Origin of the sequence: Brevibacterium sediminis (assembly GCF_013623905.1) — a bacterium.
Lineage (GTDB): Bacteria > Actinomycetota > Actinomycetes > Actinomycetales > Brevibacteriaceae > Brevibacterium > Brevibacterium sediminis.
The window spans coordinates 84706-104578 of record NZ_JABKDD010000006.1 but is presented as its reverse complement, the minus strand read 5'-3'; the positions used below and the strand labels follow the sequence as shown (position 1 = coordinate 104578).

Here is a 19873-nt window from a genome sequence, read left to right as displayed (position 1 = left end):
CATTTCCCTGCACTCGGACCAGGAGAGGGCACAATGGGGATATGAGATTCCTGGTTGCACTGATCCTCGGCCTCGCCGTCATGTTCGGTCTGAACGCCATCTTCGACTTCTTCGCGATGGCGCGACCGTGGGGTTCGATCCTCATGGGCGTCATCGTCGGGCTGACAATGCTCGTCGTCCTGCTCATCTGGGAGGCCGTGCGCCCGACCCAGCCGAAGGGCGAATCGGCGAAGGCCAAGGCGAAGGCGCAGAAGAGCGAAGACGAGCGGGCGAAGGCCCGTGCCGAACGACGTGCCCGACTCGCCGCCGAGGCGGGAGTGAGCCTCGAAGGCATCGACGGTGCCCTGCCGGGGTCGACCGCCCAATCGTCGGAGGCGGCCTCGTCCGATGGGTCAGCCGAGGAGGCCTCCACCGAGGGTGCATCGGCTCAGTCGACACCCACCGAAACGGTTCCGACTGCGAGCGAGTCCGCCGGCAGTGCGCCAGCTGAAGGCTCGGACGCGGCTGGGGCCGCGGCGACGACCGAGGGCGAGGAATCGGCTGGGACCAGCGCCGCTGCCGACGGTGCGGCGACCGCTTCGCCGAACGAGGCGACGACCGTTGGGTCGGACGAGGCGCCTGAGACCGACGCGACCGAGCACGCGGCTGAGCAGAACGGTGAGACGGATTCGTCCCTGGAGTCGGACGGAACCGAAGGCGGCGAGGCCTCGAAAGATGAGGAGCGACCCACGGATTCTTCGAAGCCCGCAGTGGTGGTGAAGCCCGCACAGCCGGCAGCACCCGTCGCTCCCGCACAGCCATCCGCCTCTGCGCCGTCCGGTGGCTCCGAAGCCGCCGACGCCAGCGTCGCAGACACCGAAGCGGGAACCACCCGCGTCGGTGACGCCGAAACCGGCGGCACAGCCGCTGTCGATGATGAACCGGCTCGGCCCGCTGAGAAGCCAGCCGCGCAGTCAGGCGATTCGTCCGAACTGCCTCCGCCTCCACCGATGCCGCCGGCGTTCCCGGCTCAGCCCACCGCCGCACCACAGGCTGCGGATACGGCTGACGAGACCATGACTGCAGCTCCGTCGCTGAATAAGGACGATGTCAGTGACAGCGGGTCCGCCTCGGCGTCCGACCTCGAACTCGAAGGACCCGCCGAAGACCCGGCGACGCTCGACCCGGAGGAATTCGACGAATCCGCCAGCGGCTCCTCCCTCGATGCACCGCCGACCGGTGAACCCGGAATGTCGGCTGACGCGCTCTCCGGCAAGATGCCCGATGAGGCCGAGGAGGCCGCCGACTCGGCCGAGGAAGAGCCTGCCGAAGACGAGACTGCGGACGACCGGGCACGTGAGAGCGAGGAACCGTCGGCCGAGGAGAACAACCAGTACCGGCTCTGAGCCGGCACACCCTCAGGCGTAGTGCGCGGCGAGGATCTGCAGGCCCTCTTCGATGCTGACGCGGGGAGTCCAGCCGAGGACTTCCTGCGTCCGCCGCTGATCGAACCAATGCGCGGTCGACAGCTGTTCGGCGAGGAACCTCGTCAACGGCGGTTCGTCGTCATGCTCTCCGAACTCCCACACCTTTTCGACCACAGACCCTGCTGCCAGCGCCGGTGCCACCGGAATGCGCAGCTTCGGCTCCGCCGCACCGCCGGCGATCGCGATGCGTGACATCAGCTCACCGATCGGCCGAGGCTGACCGTTCGTCACCACCAATGCCTCACCATGGGTGGAATCGACCGCGGTCACCGCCGCGACGATCGCCTCCACCGCATTGTCGACGAACAGGGTGTCGACCAGCGCCGCTCCCGAACTGAGCACCGGCATTCGTCCAGATCGGGCACGGTCGATGACCCGTTCAGTGAGCTGGGTATCACCCGGACCCCACATGAGGTGCGGACGCAGGACGAGCACCCGGAAGTCGGACGAGTCCGCGCCCAGAGCGATCCGCTCACCGGCGCCCTTCGTCCGCGCATACTCGCCGCGCGCTGACTCCGGAGACGCCGGTTCGGCACCGTCGCCGATGATCGACTCACCGGTATGTGCCACCGACGGCGACGAGATATGGACCAGCCGCTGCACGCCGGCGGCCCGCGCCGCATCGACGAGTGTGCGGGTCCCGCCGATGTTCACGGCCTCGAAATCCTTGGGATCACCCATCATGGACACTTTCGCGGCCAAATGCACGACTGCCTCGGCGCCGGTGACGGCCTGATCGACGGCGGCCGCATCGGTCACCGAACCAATGACATCGACGGCACGGTCAACCCCTGAGGGGCGACGCTGCAGAGTGGTGACCTCGTGACCGGCGGTGACGAGCGCACGCGCGACGGACGAACCGAGCAGCCCAGAGGCTCCGGTGACGGTGATTCTCATTTCAGCCTCAGACGCTTCCCCGCACCGGCCCACCAGCCAGGACGCTGTCGGCCCAGGCGGCGAGGCGGGAGCGGTCGATCTTCGAATTGTGGCGGATGTCGGTGGGGAACTCGGGTGCCACGAGCACAGCGGTCAGATCATGACCGACCGCCTCGGCGACCTTCTCCCGCAGGCGCGCCGTCAGGTCCAAGGGCGCCAGACCGGGAGACAGCGAGGTGCCCTCGGCATCGAGCACGGCCACAAGCGCCTGGGTGCCGACGGGACCGATGCCGACGACGGAGCTGCGGCTGACTTGCGCATCGGCGTCGATGAGCGCTTCAAGGCCTCCGGGCCCGACCGGCCCGCGCGGGGTCGTGACGACATGCTGCAGACGTCCCTCGAGCCACACACGACCGTTCTCATCGATGTGGCCGATGTCGTTCGTGCGGTGCCATGTCAGACCGTGCAGATCATCACGCGCCGAATCCGCAGTCGTGTGCCACAGATTGTCGTAGCCGGACTTGATATGGGCGGCACTGACGACGAATTCGCCGAGGCGGCCCTGTACGGCCGCGCCCTGCAGCAGCTCATCGGCCGAACGTCCCGACTCATCGATGGGGGCCAGGGCGAGTTCGACGCCGTCGATCGGCTGCCCCACGCAGACCCCGAGACCACCGGTGGCATCGGCGGCAGCCACGCCGCCACGGTCGATGTCGGTGAGCAGGAGCCCCTCGGTCATGCCATAGGGGGAGTGGATGGACGCGTTCGGGAACACCTCGGCAATGGCATCCATAAGCTCCAGCGGCACGGGCGCACCCGCCGAGAGCACGAGTTCGACCCCGGCGCACGCTTCCCGCTGCTGCTCGTCGAGCTCGCCGGCGGTCGCGGCGACATTCGTGTATGCGGCAGGGGAGGCGAAGACCATGGTGGCCCGTCCGGCGATGATCGCATCGGCGATCGCAGCGGCCGTGAGCGTCTTCGGTTTCGTCACCGACATGTCCGGTGTCACCGAGGTGGCCCCGATGGCCGGTCCCAACAGGGCGAACGGTGGGAACCCAGCCACCAGACCGGTGCCTTCGGTGACATTGAAGGTCCTGGTCAGCACGGCCGCCAACGCGGAGATGTCCGCATGCGTATAGCGCACGCCCTTCGCCGGTCCTGTCGACCCGGAGGTGAAGAGGATCGCCGCATCGGCATCCGGTGACGGGGTCGGCAGCTCGGCCCGGTGCGGGGTGCGGGAGAGTTCCGTCAGGCTCGTCTCCGCCTTGAACAACCGCGAGCGCACAGGTCCGAGCGGACGCACGGAGATGCGTCGTCCCGGCCAGCCGAAGGCGCGGGCCAGAGCGAGTCCGGGCAGTTCGCCGATGATCCACTGCGGATCGGCCGAGGTGATCGCCCGAGTCATTCCCTTCGGGCCGAGTCCGGCATCGGCGACGACGGCGACCGCACCGATCTTCAGGCACGCATAGAGGGCAGCGGTGAGATTGTTGCCCGGAGGCACAAGCATGGACACCCGGTCCCCGGGCTTCACCCCGAGGTCGAGCAGCCCGTTCGCGATCGACGTGGTGACGTGCCACAGGTGGCGCCACGTGATCTGCTGCGCCGGATTCTGGGCGAAGTCGACCGAGGCGATCGCCTCGTCGTCACGGCGGGCATCGAGGATCGCCGTCACCGCGCGGATATCAGCCTCGGACGCTGAGCCGGCGGCGGCAGGGATCGATCCCGTCGCCGAGGCGGCCGTGCCCTTCCGCTCGGACGATCCCTTCGCGGGGGCCGCCTCGGTGGGGGTGTTCGCGGTGGTGGGCGCATCGAACTGGGCGCTCAACCAGTCGAGGACGAGACCGGGCACGTCGTGGTCTTCGCTGACGAGGTGGGAGGCCGTTTCGAATCGGTGCACATCGGCCTGCGGCAGGCGCTCGCGCAGGTCGCGCAGATAGCGTTCGAGGAACACCGGATCCTTCGGGCCCCAGACGAGCAGGGCCGGCTTGTCGAAGGCAGCGATGTCCTGGCCGATGCGCTGGAGTTCGGGATCGGAGGCATGAGTGTCATCGACGGGGATATCGGCGACGAAGTTGCCGATCGCCCACCGGTCCTCTGCCCTCCGGTACGGGGCACGGAAGGCGTCCTTGGTCCCGGGATCGAGGTCACCCAAGGCGAGGGTGACGCGCAGGAAACCGTCGGTGAGAACGGTGGCCGCAGGCAGCATGGGCCCGGCCAGGGTCGCGCGCAGCGGCGCGGGCACCGGGGCGTCCTCGGGCTGGTGGACGGCCGTGTTGAGGCTGATCGCCGCGGACACCAGTTCGGTGTTCCTGGCGGCCCAGCCGAGGGAGAGGACTCCGCCCCAGTCGTGACCGATCGTCACGATCGGGTGGGTGGCGGATCCGGTGGCGGCCACCTCGGCGAACAGGTTTGAGACGACCGCATCGAAATCGCTGATGCGATCGGCGATGCGACGGACCTCTGCGGATTTCGGGGCCGGCATCGAGGAGTGGGCGAGCCGTTCGGAGAAGCCCATCTCGAGCTGGTCGGGGGCGATGAGCCGCCAAGCGCGGCCGCCGGACTGCGCGGCATCGATGGTGGCCTGCGCCAGCCTGCGCCACAGATACGACCAGGTCGGGTTGCCGTGGAGGGCGACGATCGTGCCCGCCGGCTCCACCCCGGCAGCGGTCAGGGCGGGCAGTGTGTCGAGCACATGGAACGCGTGCGTCCCATCGGAGGTTTCCGCCTCGACGATTCGGGACCAGGCGGGGTCCCACTCGGGCAGCTGCGGGGGAGTCGTGGCCGGCCGTGCAGGAAATCTCATGAAGTCTCTACCACTCGATCTCGGTCATGGCGGTGTTGAGTCCGGAGCCGACGCCCATGCACAGGATGCGGTCGCCGGGTTTGAGGTTCTCGGCCTCACGGGACAGGGTGATGGGCAGGGAAGCGGGGCCGACGTTGCCCAGCTCCGGATAGCTCACGGGGATCCGGTCGGGATCGAGGTTCGCGGCCTTCGTGATCGAATTCGTGTGCACATCGGAGACCTGGTGCATGACGTAGCGGTCCATCTCCCGCCAGTCCCAACCGGTCTCGTGGGCTTCCTCCCACGCGGCGACGACGAGTTCCATGCCGCCGGAGAGCAGGCCCTTCGTGTCGGTGAACATTCCGTTGTGGTCGCCGACGCACAGTTCGTGATGCTGGGTGGCCGCACGGGTGATGCCGCCGAGGATGCGGTGGCCCTCCGGATGTTTGTCGGCAGGGCCGAGGACGGCGGCGGCAGCGCCGGAACCCAGGGTCAGAGACGCGAATTCGTTGAGGTATTCCTCGCGGGTGATGTCCGGACGGTTGAGGCGACGCAGCGTCGCCTCCTGAACACGGGAGGCGTCTTCGCCGGCGACGATGAGGGCGTATTCGATCTGCCCGGCGTCGATCATGTTCGCGGCCAGGGTCATTCCGTTGACGAATCCGAGGCAGGCGTTGGCGATGTCGAAGTTCATCGCCTGGGGGCCGAGTCCGATGCCGGCGTGGACGCCGACGGCCACGGACGGTTCCAGGTGTTCGCGGGTCACGGAGGTGTTGACCATCAGTCCGATGGCGTCGGGAGGGACCCCCGCCTCGGCGAGGGCCTTCTTTCCGGCCGTGATCGCACCATCGGCGAACTGGTGGGGCTCATCCCAGTTGCGGCGGGCGTACACACCGGCGACTCGTTGGAGCAGACCCTGCGGCAGGTTGAGGGATGACAGCGTATCGGCGAGGCGCTCGTCGAATTCCTGCGAGGTCACTTCGTTCGGGGCCAGGGTCTCGGTCAGGCCGAGCAGGGCCACGTTCGAGTGCCGAAATGTTGCATTGCCATTCGCCAATTGAAGTACTCATCCCTTTTCGGGTCGTTCGTCGGTGTCGATATCGGCCGCAGAGGCGCGCGCGTGACGCGTCACGACGGGGGAATTCCGGACCTATCTTACCGCCCGGTTTCTGAGATGTTCATCAGCGTGTGAACCAAGTGAAGCCGTCATAGAGCAATCCTGTGGCGGCGAGCACAGCGATGACGGCGAGAACGAGCGAGGTCACAGTGTGCGAGACCTTCGACGTCTGGAAGCGCACGGCACGCGAATACGACATAGGACGATCGGTGACGTTGTGGCCGAACTGGGCGAAGATCCGCCAATCCATGACGTCGACGAGCGACTTAGCGGCGAGGGTGAAGACGATGATGCAGCCGATGCCCATGAACAGCAGGAACACGAAGCCGAAGAAGCCGAAGTCCTTGAAGAACGTCACCACCCGGTCGCCGATGGCCACGGCGAAGGCGGAGAAGCCGTCGCCGAAGGGCAGGGCGTCGAACGAGTCGGTGATCGTGGACAGGCTGATGTTGTCGCGCACCGTCTGCACGGACCCGATGTACATGAAGATCGACGCGGCCAGGGCGACGAGCAGGTTGACGATCGAGATCGTCGCATTGTCCGGCCAGAAGTCCAGGTGCTTGATCGTGTAGGTCGCCGAGAGAGCCACGCAGATGATCGCGCCTGTCAACGCGCCGATGGTGGCCGGCAGCAGCAGGTTGTTGAAGAACACGAAGGCGACGACGGCGATGAGTGCGGCACCGAGGATGTAGGTGAACACTGCGACGGTGTCGCCGTTGGCCGCGGTGGCAGCCCGTCGGTTGGCCTCGATCATCTGGCCGGAGTGCTGGACGTTGGCGGCGAGTTCGTTCTTCGTCGCTCGCGGCAGATCGGCGTCGTCGTCGTAGCCCTGTGCGTTGTAGCCCTGCGCGTTGCTGGGAAGAACGCGGGTCTCATCCTCGCTGCTCCACGGGCGACCGGACTGGTTGTAGCCGGGCTGGCCGTAGGGGTTTTGGCCGTATCCCTGAGTCTGCGGGTAGCCGCCCTGGGCGCCGCCTCCACTGGCGGGGTTCCTGGGCTGCCATCGTCCGAGCTTCGCTCCGATGAAGTAGATGACGAAGACGACGAGAGCCGCGAGGACTCCGATGGAGATGCCGGCGCCGAGCTCGTTCATAAGGGTGACTTCCTGGGGATGGACAACGGTGGTCTTCTTTTCAGTCTATGGACTCATGCCGCTCAGAGCACGTTCCGTGGCCCATGTGCGCGCGGTTCGCAGCGATTTGCTGGTCGATCCACGGTGTTCTGAGCCGCGACATCACCGTGGATCGACCCAACATCTGTCGCGCTGCAGACCGTCTCGCGGCGCTCGGCCTCGGTGCTGGCGGTTCCTGGGTATGGTGGGGTCAGGATCCGCCCACCGACGTCCGAAGGAGACACGCGATGAGCAACCCACAGGCATTCACCTCCGAGGCTCTGCCACTCGATGAGCAGGTCGTGCTCGTCACCGGGTCCGGACGCGGCCTGGGCGCTGCGATCGCGAAGGCCTTCGCGCCCGAGGGTGCGGCCCTGGTCATCAACTACCGGTACTCTGCCGAGACTGCAGAAGAGCTCGCCGAGGCGGTCCGCGCTCGCGGTGGACGTGCCGTGGCCATCGAGGCCGATGTCACGGACTCCCGCGCCGTCGATGCCATGTTCGAAACCGCGGCCGCCGAGTTCGGTACTCCCGTATCCACTGTGGTCAACAACGCTCTCGCAGATTTCTCGTTCAACGGCGATGAACGCCAACCGGCCGACGAGATCGACTATTCGGATTTCGCCGATCAGTTCCGCGGTTCGGTCGAAGGTGCGGTCAACACGATCCAGGCCGCGATGCACGGTTTCCGCGAGCTCGGTTCCGGCCGCGTCATCAACATCGGCACCAACCTGTTCCAGGACCCGGTCGTGCCGTACCACGACTACACGGCAGGCAAGGCGGCGCTGCTGTCGCTGACCAGGACGTTCGCGAAGGATCTCGGCCCGGCCGGGGTGCGGGTGAACATGGTCTCCGGCGGATTGCTGCGCACCACCGATGCGTCCTCGGCGACACCCGAAGAGGTCTTCGACCAGATCGCGGCCGCCAGTGCGCTGCGACGGGTGACGACTCCGGAGGACTTCGCCTCGGCGGTGGTGTTCTTCGCCTCTCCCGCCTCGCGTGCGGTGACCGGCCAGAACCTCATCGTCGACAACGGCCTCGTCATGGGGTGAGGCGGCCGACTGTGACATGGGCGGGCCGCGCCCGCCAGCGTGGACGAGGCTGGACAACCGATGGTCTGCGTGCAAGGGCGTCCCGGAGCCGGGAAGTGGACTTCAGAAACGGTCGAGGAAAGCCAAAGCTCGTTCGTAGAGCAGTTCTGCGCTGTCTTCGCGGTAGTCCGGGGTGGTCGGGTCGCTGAACAGGTGGGTGCTGCCCGGGTAGAGGAAGTACTCCGCCTGCGCACCCGCCTTGGTCGCAGACTCCATGAGCGTCTCAATCGTTCCCGGGCTGCGCCAGGAGTCATCGACGGCGAAATGAGCCTGCACCGGAACCCCGGCCTGCCAGCGCGTCGGCTTCGGGAAGCCGCCGCCGTGGAAGAGCAGGACGCCGCGGGCACGCGGATCGTTCTTGCCCATCTGCTGAGCGAGGGCGGCCCCCAGCGAGAATCCGCCGAAGACGAGATCGTCGCCGAGGTCCTCGCAGGCGTCCTTCACCCGATCGACGAGGGTCGAGAACCCGAGCTCCTGGGAGTGGGCGACTCCCGATTCTGCGTCGTCGAAGGTCCTGCCTGCGTAGACGTCGGGAGTGTGGACGGCATGCCCGGCGAGGGCGAAGCGTTCGGCGATGGCGTCCATCCCGGACGTCCGCCCCAGCGCCGAGTGGAGAAGGACAAGCGTGGTCATAGGAATCCTCTCGCTCAGCGGCTGTGTCCGCGGGGGATCGAGAACGTGTCCGCGCGGGCCGTAGCCCAGTCGTCGGCCCACTCCGAGGGGGTGTCATCAAGGAGCTCGCCGGGCTTCAGCCAGTCGTAGAGGCGAGCATAGGACCAGGATTCCGAGGCCGAGACATTGCGTCGCAGCATCGTCGGCTCCAGCTCGTCCGGTGCGGCCGCACCCATCGATGCCATGAGGCGGACCGCCTCGGCGACGACTCCGTCGTGGTAGTTGCGCACACGATCGGCCTTGGTGGGCACGTCGATGGCGCGCGCTCGCCGCGGATCCTGTGTGGCGACGCCGACGGGGCATTTGCCCGTGTGGCAGGCCTGGGCCTGGATGCAGCCGACTGCCATCATCATCGCGCGGGCGGAGTTCGTGAAGTCCGCACCCTGGATGAGGCGTTTGACGATATCAGTGCCGGTGGCGATCTTGCCCGAGGCGCCGACCTTGATCTGCTTCCGCAGGCCCGCGCCGACGAGCGCGTTGTGGACGATCATCAGCCCCTGGGTCAGAGGCAGACCGACATTGTCCTCGAACTCCAATGGTGCAGCACCCGTGCCGCCCTCGGAGCCGTCGACGATGATGAAGTCCGGCAGGATTTTCGTCTCCACCATAGCCTTGACGATCGAGAGGAACTCCGTGCGCGAGCCGATGCACAGTTTGAATCCGGCGGGTTTGCCGCCGGAGAGCTCACGCATCTGCCGGATGAACTCGAGCAGCTCGATCGGAGTCGAGAACACCGTGTGTCCGGGAGGGCTGATACAGGTCTGGCCGACGGGGATGCCGCGGATCTCGGAGATCTCCTCGGTGACCTTCGGCCCGGGCAGCACGCCGCCGATGCCCGGCTTCGCACCCTGGGAGAGCTTGAGCGAGACCATCTTCACCTGCGGGTCCTGCGCCTTCTCGGCGAAGATCTCGGGGGAGAATTCTCCTTCGGGGGTGCGGGCGCCGAAGTATCCGGTGCCGAGCTCCCAGATGAGGTCGCCGCCGTGCTCACGGTGATACGGCGAGATCGATCCCTCACCGGTGTCGTGGGCGAATCCGCCCAGCGCCGCACCCTTGTTCAGGGCTCGGATGGCGTTGTTGCTCAGTGAGCCGAAGCTCATGGCCGAGACGTTGAGCAGCGAGATGTCGTAGGGCTGAGTGCACTCGTCACCGCCGATGCGCACGCGCGGTGGCCTGGGCGGATTGGGGATCGGCATGTTCGAGTGCATGAGCGCCTCGTAGCCGGCGCGGTCGACATCGTGCTCGGTGCCGAACGCGTGTTCCGAGTGGGTGCCTTTGGCTCGTTCGTAGATGGTGGTGCGGGTGTCGCGATTGAACGGGCGCCCGTCCCAATTGCGTTCGATGAAGTACTGCTGGATCTCCGGTCGGATCGACTCCAACAGGAATCGAGCGTGCCCGGCGATCGGATAGTTGCGCAGGATCGAGTGCTTCTTCTGCGTGAGATCCCATGCTGCCAGCGCGCCGAGTCCGAGCGCCGAGGCGGCCGCCGCCGCTCCGGCGATCTGCTTGCCTGCCGTGTCGCCGGTGACCATCCGGACAATGGGGAATTGCCGTTTCATTGTGCCTCCTTGGACTGTCCTGATCTCGAGCCTAGACCGAGAACGTGCAGTTTTCAGGAAAGGCAGACCTGAGACAGTCGTGAACTGTCGGCGAACCGTCTCAGAACAGGCTGCCGAGACGCATCAGAACCGGAGGCTGGATCGTCTCAGAAGAGGCTGCCGAGCAGCGTTGTCACGAGCTCGTCGACCTGCATCGAATAGGCGACGATGAGGGTGAATCCGGTGGCAATCCACGCGATCTCCTTGTCCTGCGCGTAACCGCGCAGCGGCTCCCGCCGATAACGCAGGCCGCCGGCGAGAACGATGCCGAGATCGATGAGCCACCAGATCCCCAACCCGCCGAGGCTGAGCAGCTTGAGCGCGCCCGTGAGGTATCGGCCGGTGTAGAACCGATCAAGACCGAGGACCCCGAAGAGCATCGACAGCAGCCAGGTGATGACGAAGGAGCGGTTGCCGGGCACGTCCGCGGGCTGGCTTTCGGAAGGCGCAAGCGATTCCAGGGACGAGGTGGGGTCACCGGGGGAGGGCGCGGCTGGGTTCTGTGGAGCAAAGGGTGAGTCAGAGGGTGCGGCAGAGCGGTTCGCGGGGTCTGCGCTGAGTGCGGGAATCTCGCTGGTCGCCGTCATCGCTGGCACGTCCATTCACTGCTCGTCGAACTTATGGTCTTCAGCCTAGAAGTCGCAGGGCCGCCTCCGCGATGGGGTTATCCTCCGCATCCCCGCGGTGTTGTGCGATCCCGCAGGTACACGCGGGGCACACCGGCGTCGGGTGCCCACAGCCACCCGCGGTGTCCGGACTCACACGGTCCGGGACCCGGAATCGTTTGAGCCGCGAATGCCGGAGGCATAGCGTAGGGCTCATGAGCACAGGTGAGCCGAGTCCGACGAGCACTCGGCGTACCGTAGCCGCGGTCTTCCTCGCGGGAGTCTCCGTCTTCCTCGTCCTCTACGAGACCCAGGGCCTGCTGCCGGCGATCCGCGACGCCTACGGAATCGACGGTCCGACGGCGAGCCTGACCGTGTCCGCGACGAACGTGGCCATGGCCTGTTTCCTCATTCCCTTCTCCATGCTCGCCCCGCGGATCGGCCACGCCCGCCAGATCGGTGCTGGGGTGATCGTCGCGGCGATCCTCGCGCTCGTCCTTCCCTTCACTCCGACCCCGGAGCTGCTCATCGTCGTCCGGTTCCTCCAGGGACTGGCGATCGCCTCGGTGCCGGCCACGGCCATGGCCTATCTGTCGCTTCGTCTGCCGCCGGCCGCGCTGCCCGGGGCGATCGGGGTCTACATCGCCGGCAACACGATCGGCGGGCTCTGCTCGAGGTTGCTCACCGGGCTGGCGTCGGAATTCCTCGGCTGGCACGGTGGGCTTGCGTTCACCGCGGTCGTGTCGCTGATCTTCGGGCTCATCGTCGTCTGGCTGCTGCGCCACGATCTCTTCTCCACCGCCCGCAGCCGGGCTGTCCTCGACACGGACGACTCCATTCCGTCCGACACGAATCCCACCCTCGCCGAGGCGGCCGACCCTGACGCTGTCACCGAAGGTGACGGCAGTGCCAGCAATGCTCTCGCCGACGGTGACGGCGTCCCGGCCGCCACCGATGGGTCCGTCGACGGCGATGCCGACTCTTCCGGCGACGCCGCCGACGACGGTGGGGCTGGGAGCGCGCAGCCGCCTCGGCGAGCGATTCCGCTGCGCGGAGGTCTGTGGAGGATCTACCTCACCGGGTTCCTGTGCATGATCGTCTTCGGCGGATCGTTCACGATGCTCGGCACCCGCCTCCAGCAGGATCCGTGGCACCTGAGCGAGGGCGCAGTCGCGCTGTTCTTCCTCATCTACCTCGTCGGCACCGTCGTCACCACGTATTACGGCCGCTTGGCCACGAAGTACCCACGCACTCGGATCACCCTGGCGGGAATGGTCATCGCGCTCGCCGGTGCGGGGCTGACTCTGGTCGATTCGCTCGTGGTGATCATCATCGGCATGTCGCTGCTCACCGCCGGATTCTTCCTCGGACATACGGGTGCCTCCGCGGCGGCGAGTGCCGCCCGGCCGGGAGTCGACTCGACCCGTTCTGCAGCCATCTACCTCACCGTCTACTACCTGGGCACGAGCCTCGGCGCCTGGCTCTCGGCGGTCCTCTTCGCCGACTTCGCTTGGCCGGGAGTCGTCGCCATGTGCGCGAGCTCCCTCATCGTGGTCTTCGTCTTGACCCTGACCGGTGCTCCGATAGGCTTCAGGAAACGCAGCTGATCGCTCGTTCAGGGCCGCTGGCGTCGGTGGCCTGTCGCCTGCGGTTTCGTCGTGTTGCTCATCCGCCGGTGGCTTCCGCGCCGGCATCGTCGTCGAAAGGCCAGTTCATGTCCGAGACCACCAACTCGACCGTCGTCTACGCGATCACCGACGGCGTCGCCCACGTCGAGATCGACCGTGCCGACAAGCTCAATTCGCTCACCCGCGAGGTCTTCGAAGACCTCGTCGAGGCGGGGCTGGCACTTAAAGGTTCGAGCGAAGTCAAGGCCGTGGTCCTGTCCGGTCGCGGTCGTGCCTTCAGCGCCGGTCTCGACTTCACCGAGATGGCCCGGATCGCCGAGGCCGGAGCAGCGACCCGCTCATTCGCTGAGGAAGCGGCCGAGCAGGCCGCCGGTGCCGGTGAACCGGAAGCGGCGGGTTCCGTGGCCACCGCCGTCGATATCGGCGAGCGGCTCGGTTCGGCCCGGGCCCTGGCGCAGAAAGCCGTGCACGTATGGTCGCTCGTCGAGGTTCCGGTCATCGCGGCGGTACGCGGGGCGGCGCTCGGCGGCGGGCTGCAGATCGCCCTCGGCGCGGACATGCGTGTGGCCGGACCAGATGCGAAGCTCTCACTCATGGAACTCAATTGGGGGATCATCCCCGATATGTGCGGCACCCAGCTGCTGCCGCGACTCGTGGGACCGGCTCAGGCGAAGAAGCTCATCGTCACCGCCGACACGATCGGTGCCGAAGAAGCCCTGCGCATCGGCCTCGTCGAAGAGATCGCCGAGGACCCTCTGGCTCGTGCTCTCGAACTGGCAAGGCAGATCGCGGGCCAGCCACGGTCGGCACTGGTGTGGGCGAAGCGGCTCGTCGACCTGTCCTATGACTCCGACTTCAGCACCGGACTCGACGCCGAACAGGAAGCGCTCGCCGCGCTGTTGGGCACCGACGAGCAGAAGCAGGTCGTCGCCTCTCGCCTGGCCGCGATGAAGGCCCGCGCCAAGGGCTGAGGTCGAGATCGCCAGGGTCCTGCTGCGAACAGCGGGATCCTGGACTCAGGCGCGGGAAGTCGGACTCAGGCGAATGAGGTGACCTAAGAACCGCGGTTGGAGGGGAACTCCGGGCGGACTGGATCGATGATCCTCTCGGCGGTGATCGCCTCGGCGACGGTGGAGAATTCCGCGAGCTCACGCAGCAGCACGAACGTCGGACGCATGAGCTTCAGCCGTCCGGCTCCCTCGTCTGCGAGGATCCCGGTCACCGAGCGCCACTCGCTCGTGTGCGCCTCCGTCGTCTGATGCTGGGCGGCGGCGAGCTCGGGAGCCGCGATCGTATAGAAGTACGTATCGAAGCGTTTGGGCCGGCCCAAGGGAGTCACCCAGTTCGCCCACGGCTTGAGCCCGGCCGGGTCGAGGACCGCGCCCGTCTCCTCCTCGACCTCGCGCACAGCGGTGGCGAGCAGGACGCGCCAACCCTCGGCATCCTCGGCGATGGTCGAATCGGACCATGCGGAGGTGTGCACCTGCGGATCGGGGACGGCGATGGTCGGTGCGATCGTCGCATCGACAGGGTCGACGCGACCGCCGGGGAAGACGACGACGCCGGCGGCGAAATCCATCGTCGACACCCGGTGCTGGACGAACACCTCGACACCCTCTTCCCCGTCGCGGAGCATGAGCACGCTGACGGCAGGCCTGATCGGGACCGCCTCGGCGTCGGCGATATCGGGACCGCGGCTCGCGCTGTCGGCGGTATCCGAACGGTCGGAGCCTTCGGGGTTGATGTCTCGAATCACATTCAGCACCTTCGCTCTCAGCAATTGATGTCTGCTTCCAGTATGCCCGGGCTCGGGCAGAGGGCCGATGGCGGGGTGGGGCGAGTGCGCGCGGGGCGGGCAGGATACGATGGATGGCAATCTGACATCCTCCATCTGAGGCCGATAACCCAACCGGTGACGAACAGGGCGGGGCTGAACGGGCACTATATGAGCAGTTTCGGGATCTATCCGTTCTTCAACATCAATCAGGCTTGGCCGAACTGGCTGATCGTCATCCTGCTGTTGGTCGACATGATCATCCGCATCATCGCGCTCGGGTGGATTCCGCACAATCGCAGGCCGTCGGTCGCGCTGGGCTGGCTGCTTGCGATCTTCCTCATCCCTTATGTGGGCATTGCGGCGTTCCTGCTGCTGGGATCGTCGAAGCTGCCGAAGCGGCGGCGGGACAAACAGTCGAAGATGAATGACCTCTTCCGCGATCAGATCCGCCACCAGGCGATCGTCGGACGCCAGGACCATATGCCCGAACCGCTGAGCACCGCAGCGCAGCTCAACTTCGATCTCGGTGCCCTGCCGATGACCCACGGCAACTCCTTCGACCTCCACGTCGACAACCACGCCTGCATGGAGGCGATGGCCGATGCCGTCGACCGAGCACAGCGGTTCGTCCACTTCGAGTTCTACATCGTCGCCATCGATGACACGACGAGGCGGCTGCTCGAATCGCTGCTGGCCGCGCACCGGCGCGGTGTGAGTGTGCGGGTCCTCATCGACCATGTGGGATCGCTGGGCTACCCGGGCTACTCGGAACTGGTGAAGAAGCTCGACGGTTCGGGCATCAGCTGGCGCCGTGCCCTGCCGATCCGCCCCTGGAGGGGCGAATACCAGCGGCCCGACCTGCGCAATCACCGCAAGATCCTCGTCGTCGACGGGGAGGTCGCGTTCACCGGTTCGCAGAACATCATCGACCGCACCTACAACAAGGCCCGCAACCGCAGGAAGGGCTTCCAGTGGAAGGACCTGTCGGTGGAATGTCGTGGGCCGGTCGTCGAAGAGCTCGATGCCGTGTTCATCACCGACTGGTATTCGGAGACCGACGAGATCCTCGACGAACCCGACAGCTTCGAGCTCGAGGCCCCCGAATTCGGCGGCGTCCAGGCGCAGATCGTGCCGTCGGGTCCGGGCTTCGAGGACGAGAACAATCTGCGCCTGTTCAACCACCTCATCTACAACGCGAATCGTCGCGTCGTCGTCTGCTCGCCGTATTTCGTGCCCGACGAGTCCCTGCTGCACGCGCTGACGACCGAGGCCAGATCGGGAGTCGATGTGCGTCTGTACGTCGGCGAGACGAGCGACCATTGGCTGACCCACAAGGCGCAGCAGTCGTACTATGACGAGTTGGTGCGCGCCGGGGTGCGGATCTTCATGTACCACGCTCCGACGGTGCTGCACTCGAAGTTCCTCATGATCGACGACGAGGTCTCGATCATCGGCTCGTCGAATATGGACGAGAGGTCCTTCGCAATGAACCTCGAGGTCACGCTCTTCATCGTCAACAAGGAATTCACGCAGCGCATGTACGACCTCGAAGCCGAACGCTATGCACCGAATTCGGTCGAGCTCAATGCGGAGGAGTGGCAGGCGCGGCCGCTGCTGAAGAAGTATCTGGAGAACGTGGCCCGCCTGACGAGCTCGCTGCTGTAGGCACCGGCCCACCAGCGGCGGATTCTGCGAACAGCCCAGAAAGCGGCGGATTCTGCGAACAGCCCAGAAAAAGGTGAACAGCCCTGTTTCAAACATGGGCTGTTCACCTTTTCCTGGGCTGTTGCCGACTGACTCAGCCCGTCTGCCGTTGCTCAGTCGTCGTCGGCGGCTCCTGCCGGTCCTTCGTCGTCGAGGTGACGCTCCGGATCGGTGATCGAATCCTGGGCCTTCGGCGACGGTTTGTGCTTAGCCGTGGTGTTCGACTTCGCTGCTTCCTGCGCGGCGGTGGTGCTCTTCGCGGTCGTGTCTGCCTTCGCACCAGTCGAGTCCTCGTCGCCGTCGAATTCGGAGACGGGAGTGTTCGTGGCAGCGGCGGCGTTGACCTTGTCGGCCGCGGTCTGAACGGCATCGGCGACTGCCGGCGACTTCTCGCGGATAGACTGGTTGGCCTTCTCGACGGTGTCCTGGACGCGCGGGTCGGTCCACAGATCCTGAGCCTGGGCCTTCAGCCGTTCGTAGCTCTGGCGCCCGGTGCGTGATCCCAGAATGAATCCGACTCCGAGACCGGCCAGGAGAATCAATCTCTTCTTCATGGTCTTGCTCCTCTTCGCAACTCGACGTCACCGTATTCGGCTCTGCTGTGCGACGCAGGTCCGGGCAACGATGTGGCAGCGCACGGGCACTGTGCCCTCAAGATCCAGCTTATACCGAGTCGTGCTCGTACGGGTATGGATTCACCCGCGCCGTCATCGCAGATTCTCGACGATCCCGGGTTCGGCACGCGGGATCCCGGCTCGGCACGCGCGGCCCGGGGTTGGAAAGTGGGACCTGCAGCAGGTCCCAGCTCGACTCAGCCGAGACTCGACTCAGCCGAGGCTCGGCTGCTGCTGGGTGATGCAGTGGATTCCGCCGCCGCGGGCGAAGAGTTCGCGTGCATCGACCCCGACGACCTTCCGCCCCGGGTAGACGCGCTCGAGCACGGCTGCCGCCTCGGCGTCCATCGGATCGTCGAAGGTGCAGGCGATGACCCCGCCATTGGTGACGAGGTGATTGACATACGAGTAGTCGACCCACCCTTCTTCGTCACGCAGCACCTCGGGAGCCGGGATCGGCACCACCTCGAAGGGCGTGCCGTCGGCGGCGGTCTCGGCCGCGAACTGCTCCTTGAGTGCGCGACTGAATTCGAAGTCCGGATGTTCGGGATTGCGCTGATCGTGGACGAGGACGACGCCGGGGCTGGGCATCGCGGCGACTATGTCGACGTGTCCACGGGTGCCGAAGGTCTGATTGTCCCGGTGGAGTCCGCGGTCGAGCCAGATGACCTTCTTCGCCCCGATCGTGCGCGCGAATTCGGCTTCCACATCGGCTTCGGTCAGTCCCGGATTGCGGCCGGGGTCGAGCTGGACGCTGCGCGTGGCGAGCACCGTGCCCTGACCGTCGACGTGGAATCCGCCGCCTTCGTTGCGCAGATCCGAGGACACCACGGGAGTCCCGGCGAGGCCCGCGACGAATTCTCCGATGCGCTCATCGTGATCCCACGTCGCCCACTCCTGCGCGCCCCACCCGTTGAACACCCAGTCCACAGCGTGCAGCGCACCCGCCTCGTCGACGACGAAGCTCGGCCCGATATCGCGCATCCACGCATCATCGAGTTCGGCGTTGACGAGCGTGATCTCGTGGTTGATCCCCTCGCCGAGGTGGCGCTTGGCATGATCGGTCTGTGCACTGGTCACGACGACCGTGACAGGGGTGAATTCGCTGGTGGCGCGGGCAACTGCGGCCCACGTGGCGCGTGCCGCCTCGGCCTCGGCTTCCGTGTCGCCGAGCGCGTAGCCAGAGGACGGGAACGCCATCCAGACTCGGTCCTGGGCGGCGGTCTCCGCCGGCATGTGCAACGTCATCGTTCGTCCCTTCGCTGGTGGACTGTCGCTGAGCCGAGTGTAGCCAGAATCTCGCCGAGGCGGTCGACGGATTTCGTTGCCGCCCGCCCGGCTCTCGGCTCGTTTCCGCGGACGCTCACCCCACAGGCCAGGGCGGCCATGTCGATTCCGTATAGTCAGGCGAAGAACAGGCAAGCAGAACGTGCCAAAGGAGGCATCAAGTGTCAGCAGCAGACGCAGCATTCGGACGGCAGGGGACGGGGCCGCTGGCCGGAACCATCGTGGCCGATTTCTCCCGAGTCCTCGCCGGCCCCTACGCGACGATGATGCTTGCGGATCTGGGTGCCACGGTCATCAAGGTGGAGGGGAAGACCGGGGACGATACACGTCACTGGGCGCCGCCTCGGCGAGGGGATGATGCGACGTATTTCCTCACGGCGAACCGGAACAAGCACTCCGTGGTCCTCGATTTCAAGGACTCCGACGACCTCGCCTGCGCCCAGCAGCTCGCCGCTCGTGCGGACGTACTCGTGGAGAACTTCAAGGCCGGGGGACTGGCGAAGTACGGCCTCGACTATGAGACGGTCAGCGCGGTCAATCCGGGCATCGTCTACGCCTCGGTGACGGGTTTCGGCCGCGACAATCCGCAGCCGGGCTACGATCTGCTCATCCAGGGTCTGTCCGGATTCATGTCGGTCACCGGCTCCGAGGAGTCGGGCCCGGTCAAGGCGGGTGTCGCCGTCGTCGACGTGATCACGGGACTGCACACGGCCGTCGGCATCCTCGGCGCGCTCAATCACCGGAAGGACACCGGGGCCGGTCAGCTGGTCGAGACAAATCTGCTGTCCTCGGCGCTGTCCGGGCTGGCGAATCAGACCTCGGCATACGTGGCCGGCGGCGTGGTTCCGCAGGCGATGGGCAACAAGCACCCGAGCCTCTACCCGTACCAGCCGATGCCCACTGCCGAGGGCCAGATCATCATCGCGTGTGGCAACGACAAACAGTTCGCCCGGCTGGCCGAGGTGCTCGGCCACCCCGAATGGGCGGCCGATGAACGGTTCGCGAACTTCGCCGACCGCAACGTCAACCGCGATGACCTCGAACCCGAGCTCATCGCCGCGCTGAGTGAGAAGACGAACCAGGAATGGTTCGACATCCTCACCGAGGCGGGGCTGCCCTGCGCGCCGATCAACTCGATCGCCCAAGGTGTGGACCTGGCATCGTCGCTGGGCCTCGAGCCCGTCGCCGAGGCGGGTCAGGGTGATCGCGTCATCCCCACGGTCCGCAACCCGATCCGGTTGTCCGAGACCCCGCCCAGCTACGAACTGGCACCGCCGACGCTCGGCGATTCCACGGAAGCGGTCAAGGCCTGGCTGCGGGCGGCCGAGTAGACCTCGGGCGTGCGCCGCGAATCGGCAAGTCGTCGTGCGGAAGTCATCGTGCGTCTGATGACCGCGAATGATTCTGCCGCTGCCCGGGCGGGCAGTGCCACAGCTGAAGTACCCTAGTCACTGTGCGTTGTCACCGAGAGATCTGCCAAGCGACCGATGAGGCGCGGGACCTGCGGTGACAGCAGTCGTATTCCCAAGAGAATTCCGGAACCGA

General features: G+C 66.3%; 16 protein-coding genes. 6 read left to right on the top strand and 10 right to left on the bottom strand.

Features of this window, described 5'->3' with window-relative positions; translation table 11 throughout:
* Positions 1 to 41 precede the first annotated feature (41 nt).
* Positions 42 to 1385 (top strand): hypothetical protein, encoded by a 1344-nt coding sequence (locus HK108_RS10570; RefSeq protein WP_181271501.1) that lies wholly within the window; start codon positions 42 to 44, stop codon positions 1383 to 1385.
* A 12-nt stretch (positions 1386 to 1397) separates the two neighbouring features.
* On the opposite strand, the gene HK108_RS10565 is transcribed toward HK108_RS10570, so the two are convergent.
* The 4 genes from HK108_RS10565 to HK108_RS10550 all read right to left on the bottom strand — a co-directional run bounded on the left by HK108_RS10565 (position 1398) and on the right by HK108_RS10550 (position 7334).
* Positions 1398 to 2363, bottom strand: coding sequence for an NAD-dependent epimerase/dehydratase family protein (locus HK108_RS10565; protein ID WP_181271500.1), 966 nt, complete (start codon positions 2361 to 2363; stop codon positions 1398 to 1400).
* 7 nt (positions 2364 to 2370) lie between these two features.
* On the bottom strand, positions 2371 to 5145 hold the full coding sequence (locus HK108_RS10560; RefSeq protein WP_181271499.1) for an alpha/beta fold hydrolase: 2775 nt from the start codon (positions 5143 to 5145) through the stop codon (positions 2371 to 2373).
* Between the two features lie 7 nt (positions 5146 to 5152).
* Entirely contained in the window at positions 5153 to 6181 is a 1029-nt protein-coding gene (locus HK108_RS10555) for a 3-oxoacyl-ACP synthase III (protein WP_181271498.1), read from the bottom strand.
* A 124-nt stretch (positions 6182 to 6305) separates the two neighbouring features.
* Positions 6306 to 7334: a hypothetical protein gene (locus HK108_RS10550; protein WP_181271497.1), complete on the bottom strand. Its 1029-nt coding sequence runs from the start codon at positions 7332 to 7334 to the stop codon at positions 6306 to 6308.
* A gap of 266 nt (positions 7335 to 7600) precedes the next feature.
* Here HK108_RS10550 and HK108_RS10545 point away from each other — a divergent pair, with 266 nt between their 5' ends.
* Complete coding sequence (locus HK108_RS10545; RefSeq protein WP_173155608.1) at positions 7601 to 8404, top strand: 3-oxoacyl-ACP reductase; 804 nt, start codon at positions 7601 to 7603, stop codon at positions 8402 to 8404.
* Between the two features lie 102 nt (positions 8405 to 8506).
* Here the strand turns inward: HK108_RS10545 and HK108_RS10540 are convergent, their stop codons facing one another.
* From HK108_RS10540 to HK108_RS10530, 3 genes are all read right to left on the bottom strand, one after another.
* Positions 8507 to 9076, bottom strand: a complete 570-nt coding sequence (locus tag HK108_RS10540) for a dienelactone hydrolase family protein (protein ID WP_181271496.1) — start codon at positions 9074 to 9076, stop codon at positions 8507 to 8509.
* Between the two features lie 14 nt (positions 9077 to 9090).
* A complete protein-coding gene (locus HK108_RS10535) occupies positions 9091 to 10674 on the bottom strand; it encodes an FMN-binding glutamate synthase family protein (RefSeq protein ID WP_181271495.1) in 1584 nt (527 codons plus the stop codon).
* 146 nt (positions 10675 to 10820) lie between these two features.
* The gene (locus HK108_RS10530; RefSeq protein WP_181271494.1) at positions 10821 to 11300 is read right to left on the bottom strand and encodes a TM2 domain-containing protein; all 480 of its coding nucleotides are present in this window, start codon (positions 11298 to 11300) and stop codon (positions 10821 to 10823) included.
* Positions 11301 to 11533: 233 nt separating this feature from the next.
* Here HK108_RS10530 and HK108_RS10525 point away from each other — a divergent pair, with 233 nt between their 5' ends.
* A complete protein-coding gene (locus HK108_RS10525) occupies positions 11534 to 12925 on the top strand; it encodes an MFS transporter (protein ID WP_181271493.1) in 1392 nt (463 codons plus the stop codon).
* Positions 12926 to 13032: 107 nt separating this feature from the next.
* Positions 13033 to 13917, top strand: coding sequence for an enoyl-CoA hydratase-related protein (locus HK108_RS10520; protein WP_181271492.1), 885 nt, complete (start codon positions 13033 to 13035; stop codon positions 13915 to 13917).
* An 83-nt stretch (positions 13918 to 14000) separates the two neighbouring features.
* Here the strand turns inward: HK108_RS10520 and HK108_RS10515 are convergent, their stop codons facing one another.
* Entirely contained in the window at positions 14001 to 14702 is a 702-nt protein-coding gene (locus HK108_RS10515; RefSeq protein WP_139909286.1) for an NUDIX hydrolase, read from the bottom strand.
* A gap of 189 nt (positions 14703 to 14891) precedes the next feature.
* On the opposite strand from HK108_RS10515, the gene cls reads away from it, so the two are divergent.
* Positions 14892 to 16388, top strand: coding sequence for a cardiolipin synthase (cls, locus tag HK108_RS10510; protein WP_139469036.1), 1497 nt, complete (start codon positions 14892 to 14894; stop codon positions 16386 to 16388).
* A 152-nt stretch (positions 16389 to 16540) separates the two neighbouring features.
* On the opposite strand, the gene HK108_RS10505 is transcribed toward cls, so the two are convergent.
* Together HK108_RS10505 and HK108_RS10500 are read right to left on the bottom strand one after the other, a co-directional pair.
* Complete coding sequence (locus tag HK108_RS10505; RefSeq protein WP_181271490.1) at positions 16541 to 16981, bottom strand: hypothetical protein; 441 nt, start codon at positions 16979 to 16981, stop codon at positions 16541 to 16543.
* 273 nt (positions 16982 to 17254) lie between these two features.
* A complete protein-coding gene (locus HK108_RS10500; RefSeq protein ID WP_181271489.1) occupies positions 17255 to 18289 on the bottom strand; it encodes an agmatine deiminase family protein in 1035 nt (344 codons plus the stop codon).
* A gap of 200 nt (positions 18290 to 18489) precedes the next feature.
* On the opposite strand from HK108_RS10500, the gene HK108_RS10495 reads away from it, so the two are divergent.
* Entirely contained in the window at positions 18490 to 19659 is a 1170-nt protein-coding gene (locus HK108_RS10495) for a CaiB/BaiF CoA transferase family protein (RefSeq protein WP_181271488.1), read from the top strand.
* Positions 19660 to 19873: the final 214 nt, after the last annotated feature.

Excerpts from the sequence above, each read along its gene's own strand:
- HK108_RS10535 (WP_181271495.1), bottom strand. The coding sequence starts at position 10,674 with ATGAAACGGCAATTCCCCATTGTCCGGATGGTCACCGGCGACACGGCA.
- HK108_RS10505 (WP_181271490.1), bottom strand. The coding sequence starts at position 16,981 with ATGAAGAAGAGATTGATTCTCCTGGCCGGTCTCGGAGTCGGATTCATT.
- HK108_RS10560 (WP_181271499.1), bottom strand. The coding sequence starts at position 5,145 with ATGAGATTTCCTGCACGGCCGGCCACGACTCCCCCGCAGCTGCCCGAG.
- HK108_RS10570 (WP_181271501.1), top strand. The coding sequence starts at position 42 with ATGAGATTCCTGGTTGCACTGATCCTCGGCCTCGCCGTCATGTTCGGT.
- HK108_RS10550 (WP_181271497.1), bottom strand. The coding sequence starts at position 7,334 with ATGAACGAGCTCGGCGCCGGCATCTCCATCGGAGTCCTCGCGGCTCTC.
- HK108_RS10545 (WP_173155608.1), top strand. The coding sequence starts at position 7,601 with ATGAGCAACCCACAGGCATTCACCTCCGAGGCTCTGCCACTCGATGAG.
- HK108_RS10565 (WP_181271500.1), bottom strand. The coding sequence starts at position 2,363 with ATGAGAATCACCGTCACCGGAGCCTCTGGGCTGCTCGGTTCGTCCGTC.
- cls (WP_139469036.1), top strand. The coding sequence starts at position 14,892 with ATGAGCAGTTTCGGGATCTATCCGTTCTTCAACATCAATCAGGCTTGG.
- HK108_RS10530 (WP_181271494.1), bottom strand. The coding sequence starts at position 11,300 with ATGACGGCGACCAGCGAGATTCCCGCACTCAGCGCAGACCCCGCGAAC.
- HK108_RS10525 (WP_181271493.1), top strand. The coding sequence starts at position 11,534 with ATGAGCACAGGTGAGCCGAGTCCGACGAGCACTCGGCGTACCGTAGCC.
- HK108_RS10520 (WP_181271492.1), top strand. The coding sequence starts at position 13,033 with ATGTCCGAGACCACCAACTCGACCGTCGTCTACGCGATCACCGACGGC.
- HK108_RS10500 (WP_181271489.1), bottom strand. The coding sequence starts at position 18,289 with ATGACGTTGCACATGCCGGCGGAGACCGCCGCCCAGGACCGAGTCTGG.
- HK108_RS10540 (WP_181271496.1), bottom strand. The coding sequence starts at position 9,076 with ATGACCACGCTTGTCCTTCTCCACTCGGCGCTGGGGCGGACGTCCGGG.